2 protein-coding genes are annotated in these 15740 nt (G+C 44.2%); both read right to left on the bottom strand.

Going from position 1 to position 15740, the window contains the following annotated elements; all coding sequences use genetic code 11:
* Positions 1-14: 14 nt before the first annotated feature.
* Positions 15-7019, bottom strand: coding sequence for an SDR family NAD(P)-dependent oxidoreductase (locus tag BXO87_RS03635; RefSeq protein ID WP_076851226.1), 7005 nt, complete (start codon positions 7017-7019; stop codon positions 15-17).
* Entirely contained in the window at positions 7012-15720 is an 8709-nt protein-coding gene (locus tag BXO87_RS03630) for a type I polyketide synthase (protein WP_038457882.1), read from the bottom strand. The genes BXO87_RS03635 and BXO87_RS03630 overlap by 8 nt, the downstream gene beginning before the upstream one ends.
* Positions 15721-15740 lie beyond the last annotated feature (20 nt).

Here is a 15740-nt window from a genome sequence, read left to right as displayed (position 1 = left end):
TCCTTTTCTTTTCTTTATAATTCTTTGAAATCAAGTAAAGGAATCAGCAATTCTGACTCTTCCTTTTCTGGAGTTTCTCCATTGTCGATCCAGCATTGTTCCTTATTGAATATAATCGGAGAAAGCGGGTGTCTTTTTGTCTCTCCATATCCTAATGTGAAATGGCTGTCGCTCAATATCATATGTGCGTTCGTGCCCCCGAATCCAAAAGAGCTGATTCCGGCTCTCAAAACCCCTTTTCTGGGACGCCATTCTTTTAAAGACGTGTTCGGAAAGAATGGCGACTGATCAAATTTAAAACGCGGATTTGGCGTTTTACAATGTAATGTCGGCGGGAGCATCTGATTTTTTATGGATAAGGCAACCTTTATAATACTCGCTATCCCCGCTGCGCTCATTAAATGTCCGAAATTCGTTTTTACGCTGCCCACTCCGCAAAATTGCGTTTCTTCCGTAACCTCCCGGAACACTTCTGTCAGCGCTTTTAATTCAATCGGATCTCCTATCATCGTTCCGGTGCCATGCGTCTCGACATAACTGAGAGTATCTGCATCAATTCCGCCTTTTTTCAGGGCTTTTTTTATCACTGCGCTTTGCGCTTTCGGATTAGGTGTTGTCATTCCCATTGTCTGTCCGTCATTATTAACCGCGGATGAGTCAATTACCGCGTAAATTCTGTCACCTTCGGCAAGAGCGTCATCAAGCCTTTTCAAAAGGACTGCGCCGCATCCCTCTCCCGGTACAAATCCATCTGCCTTCTCATCAAATGTATGACACTTTCCTTCAGGTGAAAGCGCCCGAGCCTCACTCAGCATGACGTAAGGCTTTTGATCCAGCAAAATGTCAACCCCGCCCGCAATCGCCATATCTGACTCTTTTGACATCAGGCTTTGACAAGCGAGATGGACGCTGACCAATGAAGAAGAACAAGCCGTGTCTACAACCAGATTCGGTCCTTTCAGATTAAAAAAGTGTGAGATATGCGCACCTATGAAATTTTGTCCTATACCCACGATCGTATTTTTTGAAGGGGAACCTATTTTTGACATAAACGTCCCGGTCCGCGAACCGATGAAGACGCCGACTTCTTTGTTTGATACTTCTTCTTTTGTATAGCCGCCGTCTCTCAATGTCTGGACGCTGACCTCAAGGCATTTTTTGATTAACGGATCAAGCTCTGATGCCTCACTTTTGTTCATATTAAAAAACGCGGGATCGAAAGACTCAATATCTTGAAGAAATCCGCCCCACTTACTGATACTTTTTCCCTTTTCATAGGTGTCAGAGTAGTATGAAGAAATATCCCATCGCGACGCCGGGACTTCGCGGACACTATTTTGTCCTTTCTTCAAATTTCTCCAGAACGTTTCTGTGTCCGGAGCATCCGGAAACTCACAGCCCATTCCGATAATAGCGATTTGGTTCAGACTGGTTTGTTGCATTTGAGATCCGCTGTCCCGTACTTCAGAAGCATTTTGATTTATATGTTGCTCTTTTTTCCGAATCTCAATGTTTTCTGAATCAATTTGAGGACTGATCCCCTCACTTGCAAATAATTCGTTTAAATAGACGCCCAGTTGTGAAAAACTCGGATACTCCAGAAAAGCTGATGGTTCAATTTTTATTTGAAATGCATCTTCCGCTTTTTTGACAAGCTGAACCAGTAAGATTGAATCAACTCCGTAATCCGCAAAAGACGTATCCTGATCTAAATTCTCGTAAGGTATTTTCAGCTCCGCGGAAAAAATCTCCATTAACTTCCTGATCATAGCTTCATTGTCTCCCTGACCAGAGATCTCTTTTTCTTCAGCATCCGGGTTATTTATAGCAGCTTGAATTCTTGTCTGAAGCAGCTGCTCCAGCTTGAATTTCTCCGGATGTGTCTTTGCCGGTATAAGGCAGGGGTATCCGTTTATCGTCATCATTTCATCCAGCATGGCAATACCTGTTTCTGTTGAGTGTGAAAGTAAACCAAGTGCCTGATATGATGGACTTGTCACCTCGCCCATCCCAATGTCCCTCCAGCTCGGCCAGTTAATTGATTGATAATATGTTCTGCCGGCTGCATGCTGATACGCCGCAAAGTAATCCATGAAAGCGTTCGCTGCGGCATAGTCACTTGTTCCGGCGCCTAATAAAGGAAAGGCGCTCGCAACAGATGAAAACAAAATGAAGAAATCAAGTTTGTCATCAATAAAAATGTCATGAAGTACCTGCATCCCCTGTACCTTTGGCTCAAATACTTCTCTTATTTCTTGATCAGATTTATGAATAAAAGCCGGATTCGAATGATTGGCTGCACCAGCGCAATGAATGACCTCGCCGATTTTGCCGAACTTCATTCTCACCTTTGAAAAGAAGCGTTGTAATTTTTCTTTTTCCGTGAGCGGCCCGGAATACACTTCCACCTGAACTCCCTTTTGATCCAACTCATGCAGCAGTTGTAATTTCGAATAAAGAGGTGACTTTTCATCGGTGTCTTTTAACATGCCGGCTATTTTATCAGATTCCGGAAGGTCGGTTACTCCCATCAACACAAGTTTTTTGACTCCCTTGCCGGCATAATGTCTGGCAAGTTCTGCTCCGATCCCTCTTGTTCCCCCTGTAATAACCAGGGTTTGATCCGTACGGCATACCGGCAGGCCGGATCGTTTCCGGTTTATTTCCGCTGCATGTAATTTCTCGACGTATGGAATATAACGTTCACCGTTCCGGTAGCAGATTTCACTATACAGCCCGTCAGCGCAAGCTTCATCTGTGATTACCTGTCTCAATTCCGCCGCAGTCCCGACATGCCCGTCTACATCTATTGTTTTTGATTTTATCTTTTGATACTCCGCACTCAGCATTTTATATAGTCCGGCTGTTTCGGCTCCGGCTAACGACGGCTTGTCATTCAGAAATGTCTGCAGCCCTCTGGTCACATGTAAAACGAAAAGCTGTTTACGTGTGTTTATGATTTCCTGCAGCAGTGTCAGCTTCCCGATTGTGCCGGTGTGTGCCCCGTTTTGATCACTCCGCAAATCTGACAGGTCAATCATGCCGATGATTTCCGGATTTTCTTCTATGACTGCTAGAGCCGTTTTTTTGGCTTCCCCATTTGAATGATCCCAGTTATCTGCGCAAATGACAGCGGGTTCAATCAGAGGATCTGAATCAAACAATTCGAATGCAAGCCGCTCACTTTCACTATTAGCCAGGATCATCACCTGTCCTTTCGTAAAAGCGGAAGGCGCAGCCTTTTGTTTTTTCCACGATTTTTTTAATACATCAAATGATAAGTCAATCGGTGCATGGGACAGACTTTGCGGTACACCTGTTTTTTTCTGTTTCTGTGCTGCTTTTGCGGCAGGCACCCAATATCTGTTCCGTTCAAAAGGATATACAGGAAGAGAGATAAGCTTCGGTAATTCCGAAGTGTACATCTCTTCCCATTCAACGTCTCCTCCGTTCACCCAGTGAATGGCCATATCTCTTGCATTTTCAAAGTGAGCGGCTGACAGGGCACCCTTTTGACCAGCGCCTCGGCGGGCCTTTCCCCTATATAAACCGTTTACCTTCTGATCTGACCGCAAATACATCGTCAGCTTATTGCGAAGATCGTCAATGCTGCTAACCTCAACAGCGAGCCGCTCTTCCATAGCGTTTCTCCCGGTCTGCGAAGTGTACGCAGCATTGGCTAGTGACGTGTTTGGCTCCAGTTCTTTTATATATGCATCAATCAAGAGTCTGAGCCGTTCTTCATTTTTGGCAGAAAGCAGAATAATTTGCGTCTTGTTGCTCTGTACCGTTTCCATCTTTTCTTCATTCTTATACTCTTCGATGATAATGTGAGCATTAGATCCTCCAGCGCCGAAAGAACTGATGCCTGACCTTCTGGCTTGATTTTGCGGCGTCTCCCAATCGGTCAGTTCAGACTGCACGTAAAACGGTGTTTCCCCAAAATCAATATTAGGATTTAAGTTATCGGAATGAAGGGAAGGAGCAAGCTGTTTATATTTCATTTGCATCAGCACTTTTGTGATAGAAGCAATTCCCGCCGCAGCCTCTAGGTGTCCGATATTTGACTTAACCGAACCAATTGCACAACGATAATCGCTTTTCGAGCTGTGCAAAGCTTTGGTTAAACCTGAAATTTCAATCGGGTCTCCCAAAGATGTTCCGGTGCCATGCGCTTCAATATAACTTATGCTGTCTGCATCAATCCCCGCCTTATCAAGAGTTTCACTGATGACGTTTGCCTGCTCGCCCGGATTTGGCACAGTGTATCCGTTTGTTTTTCCGCCGTGATTTACAGATGTTCCCTTAATCACACCGTAAATCCTGTCCCCGTCAGCCTTTGCGGCAGAAAGCGATTTCAAAAGAACGGCCCCGACTCCTTCTCCCGGCACATATCCGTCTCCTCCCGCTCCAAAGCTTCTGCAGCGCCCATCGCTTGAAACAAAATGGTTTTGTGAAAGTAAAGTATATTTATCCGGGTGTAAGGATAAATTCACTCCTCCGGCTATAGCGAGGGTGGATTCTCCCCTTTTTAAACTTTCACATGCAAAATGAACAGCAGAAAGTGAAGAAGAACACATTGTATCAATTGCAAGGCTGGGTCCGTGCAGGTCAAAGAAATATGACACCCGGTTTGCGATAGACGAATAAGAAGACAAGAGCGCCTGACGTTCCTCATCATCTGAAGCACCGGCTGCAAATAACTGATAGTGGCTGTAGGTGACACCGACAAATACACCTGTCTTATGCCGTTTCAACTTTTTCTTTGTGTAACCCGCATCTTCAAACGTGTGCCACGCTGTCTCTAAAAATAACCGTTCCTGAGGATCAATTAACTCGGCATCACGGGGCGAAATTGAGAAGAACAGCGGATCGAATTTATCAGCGTCTTTTATAAAACCCCCCCATTTGCTGTCATGACGGGCATTGTCACCTGTGTGATAATATTTCCGAAAATCCCAGCGTTCTTTCGGTATTTCCGTTATACAATCTTTTCCGGAAGAAATATTTTCCCAAAACTGTTCCACATCCTTCGCCATCGGGTAGCGGCCGGCTATACCGATAATTGCAATATCTTCCTCGAAAGGTGCGGATGGTATGCGGGAAACGGAAAGCTTCTCTTGTTTCGCCGGCGCCGAATGATCAATTCGCTGTTCGGCTGCCGGTAAAAACGCCTTCTTCAACTCATGATGATAGTGTTCAAGAAAATACTCTGACAGCTCTTCAACACTGCTGTATTCAAAGAAAAGAGTCTTAGACACTCTTCCAAAATATTTTTCCAGACGGGAGTTAAGACCTAAAATCGTTAGAGAATCAATTCCGTAACGGTCAAACGTATCCTCGGGTAAAATACTGTCCGCCGGTCTTCCCGTTTCCGCACCGACGATCTCTGTCAAAAGACGAACCGTTTGCTTTTTCAGATCTTTTTCATTTAATTGCGGCAGATTACTGTTGTTTTCAGGCACAGTCTCTTTTTCTTTATGATCCGTTGAGAGTAATTCACTTATTCTATCTTTGTCTCCGCTGATAACAGCCAGCTGAGAAGCAGAGCGGCTCATACTGTCCTGAAAAGCGGCAAGCCCGGCTTGAGCGGATAAAAGTTCCAGCCCTGCATGTCTTAAAGCCTGCAGCTCTCCCGGCCCGACTGTCATATTCCCCGCATCCCATAACGGCCAATTAATAGAAAGTGTTTTCCCGGGACGTCCTTTAATGCTTCGATACTGGGTGAATCCGTCCATATATCCATTAGCGAAGGCGTAGTCGCTTTGACCCGCATTAGGCAGAACGGCCGAAAGGGACGAAAACATAACGAAGAAATCAAGAGGCTCTTCTTCAGCTGCTTTATCCAGCCAAACGGTTCCGAATACTTTAGGCGCTATAACTTCTTCTATGCTTTCTTTCGTTTTTTTTATGATAAATGCATCTTTAACAAGTCCGGCGCTGTGCAAAATTCCGTTTAATTCTCCGAATGTCTGCTTAATGTGCTTAATCAAAGCGTCCGTCTCTTTTTCCTTTGAAATATCTGCCGGGACATATAAGGCTTCAGCGCCGAGATTTTCAAGAGCGCTCAATTTTTGCGCCGTTTCACGGGAGGCCGGGGAACGGCCGGTTAATACCAGCTTGACTTCTGCCTGTTTCGCCAGATATTCCGCAAACAGGTACCCAAGACCGCCGGCTCCCCCCGTAATTAAATACACACCGTTCTTTTTCACACTGAAACTATGTTTCTCCCCATCTTCTTTTTTTACTCTTTGAAGCTGCCTTTTATAATAATGCCTCGGCTCATAGCAGGTAAAGTGGTCCTTCTTACATTGATTGTTCCATTCAAAAGAGATGACATCTGCAACATGCTGCTTTGTAAACGGCTCGTCAAACATTGATTTCAGCTCTGCAGCCTTACATGTGAAATTCGGATTTTCGGTCTGTACGGTCTTAAGAAAACTTTCAACCGCGTTATAAATCGGCTGAACCTCGCCCTCGGTATTTTCATACAGATACAAAATTTCTGCTTTCGGACAAAGTTTGTTCGCCATGAAGGCCTGAAACATGTGAAACAAGGAAAACAGACTTTTATTGAGCTGCTTTCTCATTGCATCTTCTGTATTTTTGAAGAGCCCGGCAGCCAAAAAATGAATAATATGACGGGGTCTTATATTTTGAGAACGCAGAACCCCGCATAACGCATCATAATCCTCATCTTTTGCAAAGTTCATTGTAAAACGACCGTTCCGGCAATCTTCGAAACGCTCGCCGGAAGTCACGTAAATGAAAGGTGCCTCATAGCCTTCAAGCTGCCTCTTCATTACGGTATACATGCTGTCGTCTTCGCAAAAAAATAAAATTGGCTCTTTCGTATGCGGGAATTTTTCACTGCCTTTAAATTCATGTCTATCCCATACCATTTCATATAAATGGGTTTTCCCCAAGCTCTTAATTAATTCCAGCCCTTCTTCAGGCGTCAGGCTGCATTCTTTCACCTTTTTCACGATTTGCTCAATTTGCATCGTTTTTTCATTCATGGAAAAGCAACTCCTCTATCAGCTCTGACGTCTCTTTCGTATTCATCTCACCTGTTTGTGCTTTTTCAAGAAGCGACATGATTTCTCCATCTGCTGTATCTTTATTTGAGTTGTGAAGCTCAGTGTTCGAGAAAGCTTCAGCCTTCTGCGCTTCATCTTTATTTAAATGAATCCAATGTCTGTTCTTGCTGAAAGGATAGAGAGGAAGAGACAGTTTAACCGGTTTGAGTTCCTCCTCATACAAGTCTTCCCAGCTGATTTCACAACCGATCGTCCACAACTGAGCCAGTTTGGCCGGCTTGTTTTGCTGAATCAGTGATTGAACATATGCATGACCTTCGGGGCCGCCGAATAAAGGAGCGTACAGACTATCAAAATCCGTTACATTTCCTTCATAAACACCTTGCAGCCTGCTCCCCTGAATGTAACCGTTTAATTTTTCAAGAAGATCTCCGGTATTCGAGCAAGTGATCGCAAGGCGGCATTCAAATGGTTCCCTTCCGGTTTGCAGCGTATATGCTATTTCTTCAAGACTGATTCCGGACTTTTCTCTAAAATTGCCGTTATGCGGTTTATCAGCTGATCGATTCCGGACGCTGCTGATATAGCGGCACAGCTCGCTCAGGGTCATTAATTCCTGAAATATATCTAGTGATATTTCTGTGCCGTACATTTGGTTTATATAGGAGATTAATTCGGAATAAGCCAACGGATCAAATCCGAATTCAGAAAGAGGTGTCTTTGCATCTATATCTGCGGTATCTAAACGCAGGATACCCGCTGCCGCTTCCCGAACCGCCTCTTGCAAATCACGTTCCTGCACCTCTTGCTGACTGAATTGAACTGATAGTTCTTCATGTAAAAACGTTGTTAACTCTTTGGCTTTAACCATCAGCCTTTCCTTTGTTTTGGCCGATAGAACAATGATTTGTTCCCGCTCGGCAGTTACTGCTTTATCTTGTCCGTATTCAAATTCTTCCACGATGACATGAGCATTTGCCCCGCCGAATCCAAAGGAACTGACTCCCGCGCGGCGCGGAATTTCATTTCCTTTTCGATCTATTAATCTGGCCCACTTCATTGTTTTATTGACAATACGAAACGGCGTTCCGCTTAATTGAATGTAAGGGTTCAGCTCCTTGACATGAAGTGTGGCAGGCAGTGTTTTATACTTCATGGATAGTAATACTTTAATCAGCCCCGGCATTCCAGAGGCGGGCTCTAAATGACCGATATTCGTTTTTACTGAACCTATGCCGCAATATTGATCATGATTCTTTCCTGAATGCGGCTCAAAAGATCCAAACGCTTTTTTCAAGCCTTCAATCTCAATCGGATCTCCCAGTTCTGTCCCGGTTCCGTGTGCTTCAATATAAGATATCGTATCAACAGGAATATCGGCATTTTTGTAAACAGACGTTAACAGTTCTGCCTGAGCTTCCGGGTTCGGCGCGGTCAATGAAGCAGATCTTCCTCCGTGATTTTCTCCGGTTCCTCTCAGAACTCCGTAAATATTGTCTCTGTCATTCATTGCCGCTTGCAATGGTTTCAATAACAGAACAGCTGCACCTTCACCGCGGACATAACCGTCGGCAAGTTTATCAAACGTCTTACACCGGCCGTCCCTAGACAAAATACCGAGTTTATCAGTATACATATGCGTGACTGGATCTAAGAGCAGCGAAACCCCGCCTGCTACCGCCAGCTCACTTTCACCATTTTGAATCGAGCGCACAGCTCTGTGGATTGCTACAAGACTGCTTGAGCAGGCTGTATCAATGGACTCACTCGGACCTCTGAAATTAAAATAGTGGGATACACGATTGCTGATGAGCGCCTGGCTGTTTCCGGTTCCCGCAAACGCATGCGCCCCGTCCGAATGCCTCATCAGCAGCTGGCGGTAATCATTAAATTGAATGCCCGTAAACACCCCGATATTTTTGCCAGACAGCTTTGAAGCTTTGTAACCCGCATCTTCTATCGCTTTCCAGGTTTCCTGCAAATAAATTCTGTGCTGAGGATCCATGAGTTCTGCTTCCCGCGGATTAATATTGAAAAACGCCTCATCGAATTTATCGGCATCTGTGATAAAGCCGCCCCATTTCGAATGTACTTCGCTGCTTCCTTTGCCTTCGGCGTATTTTTTCCAATCCCAGCGATCCGGGGGAATTTCCTGAATCAAATCTTTTTCATTGATTAAATTGATCCAAAACTCATCTGCATTTTTTGCTCCCGGAAAAACACAACTCATCCCGATAATGGCAACTGGCTGCTTCTCTGGATGATGATCAGCCTGTCTTGTTGTCTTTTTTTCAAACGGAAAACTTCGCGGCGGCTTCACGGTTTTCCCGGTGGTTTTCCCAGCGTGCACTACTTTCCTTTTTTCAGAAATGTTTTTTTCTGCATCTGTATTCCCTTTTGCAACAGTACGCAGTTCACTGTTTAGAAATTCTGAAAGAGACTTAATATGGCTGTAAGTAAAGAAAACGGCAGGTGTCAGCTTAAGCTTGTATTTTTTATTCAGTCGGACAGCTAATGTTTTCAAACTGATAGAATCAAAGCCGAGATTGCCGAAATTCTCTGCCGTATCCAGCTGTTCAATGTTAATTTTCAATAATTCCGATACCATTTGCTTCAGTTCTTCCAGGACATTGTCTGCAGACACCGGTGCTGTATAAGAAATTTCCTCTTGACGAACCGGAAGCGTATTTACTTTTTGATGCGGCAGGTCTTTTTTTGCTGGTGTTGTTCCGGCATCCCCGGTAACAACCGAAATTTGCGGACAGTCACTTGCCAAAATCGTCTCAAAAGCCGCTATCCCTTCTTCCGTTTCCAAATAATCAAACCCGGATGCAGAAAGATATGCTTCTTCAGCTTCTTTGTTTAAATGCATTCCGCCTTTACGCCACAACGGCCAGTTAATCGAAATGCTCTTGCCTTGTCTCTCTTGCCGGCGGCTCTGTTCGGATCTCCAATTTATATATTGATCTTGAAAATAATTGCCCAACGCATAATTAACCTGTCCAAAATCTCCGAAGACCGAAGAAATAGAAGAAAATACGATAAAGAAATCAAGCGGCTCATCTTTCGTTAATTCATCTAAACATACCGTTCCTTCAATTTTAGCAGTCATGCCTTCTGAAAAATCAGTCAGATTCATCTCTGTAAATAACCGATCATCGGCATGACCAGCTGAATGAATAACACCTTGAATGGAGCCCCAAGTCCGTTTCGTTTCTTCTATGACCCGTCCCATCGTCTTTTGATCTGCGGCATCAGCTTGATAATATACCGCATCTCCTCCAAGTGCCTGCAGCCGGTCAATGTTATGGCGTTTATCAGCTGTTAACGGTGACCTTCCCGTCAATACTAATTTTGCTTGATACTGAGAAGCTAAATATTTTGCAAAAATCAGGCCCAGACCGCCCAAACCGCCCGTTATGAGGTAAACCCCTTTCTGTTTCAGCAGATGAGAGTGCTCTGTATGATTGAATACATACTCCTTTAATGTCTTAACATACCTCTTGTCATTTATATATTTAACTTCTTCCGCCTGCCGCTCCATGCCTGAAACCATTTCGTTAAGACAAAATTCAGCCATTTTTTCAATTGATATACGTTCTGAAAAGCCGATTGACTTCACATTCTCTGCGGATGGCACCAACATATTTGCCGTTTTTAAACAGCCTGCAAGAGCGCCCGTATACGGATCATTCACGCCTTCTTTAAAAGAGTGAACAAGAAGCAGAGAATGAAGATAAAGAATGGCGTCACTGCGGGCGCTCAGGGCTTTTAATAAATAAAAAATTGATTCCAGGCCGCTGAGAAGGTGGTCACCCGCGTAAAATGTTTCTCCCGTGTGCAAGATGACATCAGGAGAACATCCCTTTTTCTCCAATTCTTCAAATAAACGAATGTAATCTGACGTCACTTCCGGGTTTACACAGAATGTCAGCAGATTTTGATCGGTCTGCCGCTGATCCGGCGTGACGAGAATGACACGGCTGTCTGATTGATTTTTCAGAGCTTCAGCTAATGCTTCATCTTTTGCAAAGACCAGAATTGTTTTTGGCTCCCTATCTTTGATTTCAATCAGAGGGTTTTTTTGATCCCACTTATGCTCATAAAAACGTACATTTTTATTAGGCTTTTCGCCAAAAACCAGCCCGCTCAGTTCCATCAAAATCCCGCCGGCATTGTCTAATACATACACATCATAAGCCGAATCGCTTTCTTCAGTTTGTTCTGCATATACATAAACGGGTTCAGTCTCATGATCAAAAATCGTACATTCTTTAATGTTTTCCGGGAGCTCTCCGGCATTTTCCCCCGCAAGGTATATGACGGCTTGATATACGCTCTCAATAACTTCCGGTTTGATTATGCACCCTTTCGGCCCGGCCTTTGCTTTTATCTTTAAAAGCACCTGTCCGTTCCTGCTGACGCAATGCTCTGCCGCTTTCAGACTGTCACTGCAGCTGTATCCGAATTCGGCAAGCCGCTGATAAAACGCTTCGTACGGTATGCGGTCTGCATGCTGAGACAGGAACGGCTCAAGATGAATATTTCCGTTCTCGTACGCTCCGCCTTCTAATTCGAGCCGCCCTGAGGAATAAATGGATGAGTCGCTCTGTTTTTCTATAGAATACGATGCACCCTGATTATCCGGGGTTAATACAATCCGGATCTGCTCATTGCTTCCGCTTTGTAACATCGGTTCTCTAAAGGAGAGCTCTGTTAATTTAATAATCGGATTCCCTGAAGCCATCGCTCCGGCAGCTCTCGCCATTTCAATCTGGCTGAGAAACGGAAACATTTCCTTGTCTTGATACTTTGTTTTTATATACAAATCGGTATCGCTTACATTGATAAGAAACTTCTGTGCTTTAAAATCAGATATATTGCATGAAATGTAAGGATGCAGATCGTTATTTACGTTCATCCGGCGGCTTCCCGTATTTTGCGCATCTATTCTGCATAGCTCTTTGGCAAATGGATATCCGGGTGCTGATACCCGTCTCAGAGTGGCATCTTTATAAAGTGACGGCCAATCTACTCCGTTACCGCCAACCCAGTATTCAGCAATCTTCACAAGATCCCTGTTTGCGGCTGCTTCTTCAATCTCAGCTTTGTTCATCCTTTGAGCTTCTGTTGTGTCTTTGCCGCTTGTAAAAATATGATCCATCGCGTTGCCGAGAGTATATTCTGTCAGTCCTTTAAGCAATTCATCTTTTGTAGAGGCGATAACAGCCAATCTGTGCGGCATTTCTTCTCTGCCGGTTTGTAAAGTAAATGCTGTATTTCTAAGTGTTTCTAATGGATAATCTCTGGCTGCTATATGTTCTTTTGCGCGTTTTGCATATTCTGCCAGCCTGTCGGCATTTTTTGCAGAAAAAACAAATAAAAGCTGTTCAGGTTCTTCAGCCGCGTGAGGAGAGATAGCTTCATCCGCAAATTCTTCTAAAATAACATGGGCATTAGCTCCCCCTGCCCCGAAAGAACTGATTCCGGCACGCCTGGGAACGGATGACTCCCATTTTTCGGCACTGTCCGGTACATAAAAAGGTGTTTTTTGAAACGGTATATTTTCATTCAATTCAGCAGAATGAGTCAGTGACGGAACAATCGTTTTATGTTTCATTTGAAGAATAACTTTCGTAATGCCCGCTATGCCTGCAGCAGCCTCAAGATGTCCGATATTTGATTTAATCGACCCGATCGCGCATGTCTTCTTATCGCGTTCGGCACCTGAAAATGCTTTGGTCAGACCGGTGATTTCAATCGGATCTCCTAACGCGGTGCCTGTTCCGTGAGCTTCTATATAGCTGATGCTGTTTGGATCAATAAACCCTTTTTTTAAGGCTCTCGTAATGACCTCACTTTGAGCTTTGGGATTCGGCACGGTATATCCATTCGTCTTAGCACCGTGGTTGATGGCTGTTGCCTTAATAACTGAATAAATCTGATCACCGTCGGCAATAGCCTTTTTTACGGGTTTCAGCAGCACGGCACCTGTCCCTTCTCCCGGCACATAGCCGTCTCCTCCTGAACCGAAGCTTCTGCACCGGCCATCACTGGATAAAAATCCGCCTTGAGTCAGGAGTTCATATTTATGAGGATGAATGGATAAATTGACGCCTCCAGCAATTGCAATTTCACATTCATTCCTGATTAAACTTTCACAGGCAAAATGAACAGCCGTTAATGATGAGGAACACATCGTGTCCAAAGCAATACTTGGCCCGCTGAAATTAAAAAAGTACGATACCCGGTTTGCGATTGATGCATATGAGGAAGAAACGGCCGCTTCGTGACCAACGCTGTACAGCTGATATTGGCCGTACATAACCCCTGCAAAAACACCGACGTTTTTTCTTTCAAGCGTTTTCTTTGCGTACCCCGCATCTTCTATGGTGTGCCAAACCGTCTCTAAAAACAGTCTCTCCTGCGGATCAATTAATTCAGCTTCGGCAGGAGAAATATTAAAGAACAACGGATCAAAATGATACACATCGTCAATAAATCCCCCCCATTTGCTTTGGTTTTTTACTTCGTCGCCCGCCGCAGGCTGATAGTGCAGCCCCGAATCCCACCGATCCTCAGGTATCTCAGTTATACAGTCTTTACCGTTCAATAAGTTTTCCCACAGAGTATCAAGATCATTTGCCATCGGGTAACGTCCGCTGATACCGATAATCGCGATATCATTTTCATGATACTTCTCCTGCTGCACCTGATTTTTCATCTGGATTTTCTGTTTCCCGTTAACATCGGCTGTCTGCTTATGATCTTTTTTCTTCTGAGATGGGGTGCTGCTCCCGTTTTCTCCTAACCGGAGTTTATGAAGAAGAGTATCCCTGTGCTCCTCAACGAAATACTGTGACAATTCTGCCGCAGTCTGATATTCGAATAACAGCGTTTTTGAGAGCGCGCCGAAATGTTTTTCAAGCTCATTCGTCATATTGATAATCATAACGGAATCAAGTCCGTATTTTTCCAATGCCTCTTCTGCATCTATTTTGTCCGCAGGCATCCTGAATTCTGCAGCAATCATTTTTATGATGAAATCAGATGTTTCAGCTGTCAGTTTCTCTGAATCAAATGATTCGATATTTCTCCCTGTTCCTTCATCTGCCTGAATGCTTTCTTTTCGTTCATATAATTGCTGAACATGATTGTCAATTTGCTCATCTCCGTAAAATACAGTAAATTGCGAAAAACCGGAGGACAATGCGACTGCAAACGCTTCTTTACCTTCTTCTTTTTCTAAAGGATAAAAACCCGCCTTTTTCATTGTCTCTACCGTTCGTTCATCCACTTGCATGCCGACTTCTTTCCACAGCGGCCAGTTCAGAGAGAGAGAAATCTTATCAGAATGCTGGGCAGAACGCATATTCATGAAATGATCCATATAACTGTTTCCGAACGCGTAATCAGATTGCCCGACATTTCCCAACACTGCGGAAGTAGAGGAGAAGCAAATGAAAAAGTCAGGATTTTCTTTCTCAACAGCATCATTCAGCCACATCGTACCCAATACTTTCGGTCTGATTACCTGATCGAATTCCTCTCGTGACTTGTTAAGAAGGAAAGAGTCACGGATGATTCCCGCGCCCTGAATGACCCCGTTTACTTTTCCATAAGAAGTTTTGGCTTTTTTGACTACATATTCGGCTTCTTCCTTATTGGTAATATCGGCCTGAACATAAACAGCTGAAGAACCGGCATCCTCTAATCGTCTCAGCTGTTTTCTTATATGATCTGAAAGCGGAGATCTCCCCGTTAAAACAAGGCAGCATTTTGTTTGAAAAGCCAAATATTCTGCAAAGGTAAATCCTAATCCGCCCGCGCCTCCTGCGATAATATATACTCCATTTTCTCTCAGCGGCACATCGCCGCTTCCGGAATTTTTTTCGGGTTCATACGTTTTGAGCTGTTTGACATAACGCTGCATGTCTTTATAACGGATCTCTACATCTGAAGGCTGGAAATCACTCAGCTCATTGCGTATGATATCAGCTGCGTGAACGGCTGCTATTGACTGCTCCATTTCAATGGTTTTTGCTGAGATTAACGGATTTTCCAGCTGCAATGTCCGCAAAAATCCGCTTGCCGCCGCGTAAAGAGGCTGTTCTCCGGAAAGATGCGAAAAATATCCATATAACAGCTTGATCGGTTTGCGGCAGTTATTTTTGAAGAGCGCCTGTTGTAGTAAAAACAAAGAATAGACTCCGCTGTCGCATTGTTCACGAATCGCTCTCTCTGTCTTTTCAAACGGCATGTCTGACCATAAATGCACCGCTTCCCGTATATCTGACTTCTCTTCTTCTATAAGCCATCCTAACAGGTTTATGTAATCTCTTTCAGAGCGGGGGTCGATTTCAAATACACCGTCCCCGGTTTTTCGAAACTCTTTCCCCGGCTTAACCAAAATAACCCTTGTATCATGCAATGCAGCAAGTTCTTTACTCACATCTTCACTTTTATCAAATAATAAAAGGCTGCCCTCACGTCGGCCGCCTTTTACATGAATGCTGAGATCTGTCCGCTGCCAGACCGTCTGATAATATATCGACTGTCCGTTAACCCCTGCGGAATGAGAACCAAGCTGCTGTATCCGCTTTACTCCTTCTTCCAAAGAAATGATGCCGCTTTCTATGTCAGAGAGTACTTTTTTTCTAATATGACGGGCTTCTTTCATAAAAACCTTCATCCCCTTTA

It is taken from the genome of Bacillus sp. GZB (assembly GCF_001975995.1).
Classification (GTDB): domain Bacteria; phylum Bacillota; class Bacilli; order Bacillales; family Bacillaceae; genus Bacillus; species Bacillus velezensis.
Note: the sequence above shows the minus strand (reverse complement) of the source record. Positions and strands in the feature narration are given on the sequence as shown.

Bases quoted from the DNA above. Each gene is read 5' to 3' on its own strand.
- BXO87_RS03635 (WP_076851226.1), bottom strand. From the start codon at position 7,019: ATGAATGAAAAAACGATGCAAATTGAGCAAATCGTGAAAAAGGTGAAA.
- BXO87_RS03630 (WP_038457882.1), bottom strand. From the start codon at position 15,720: ATGAAAGAAGCCCGTCATATTAGAAAAAAAGTACTCTCTGACATAGAA.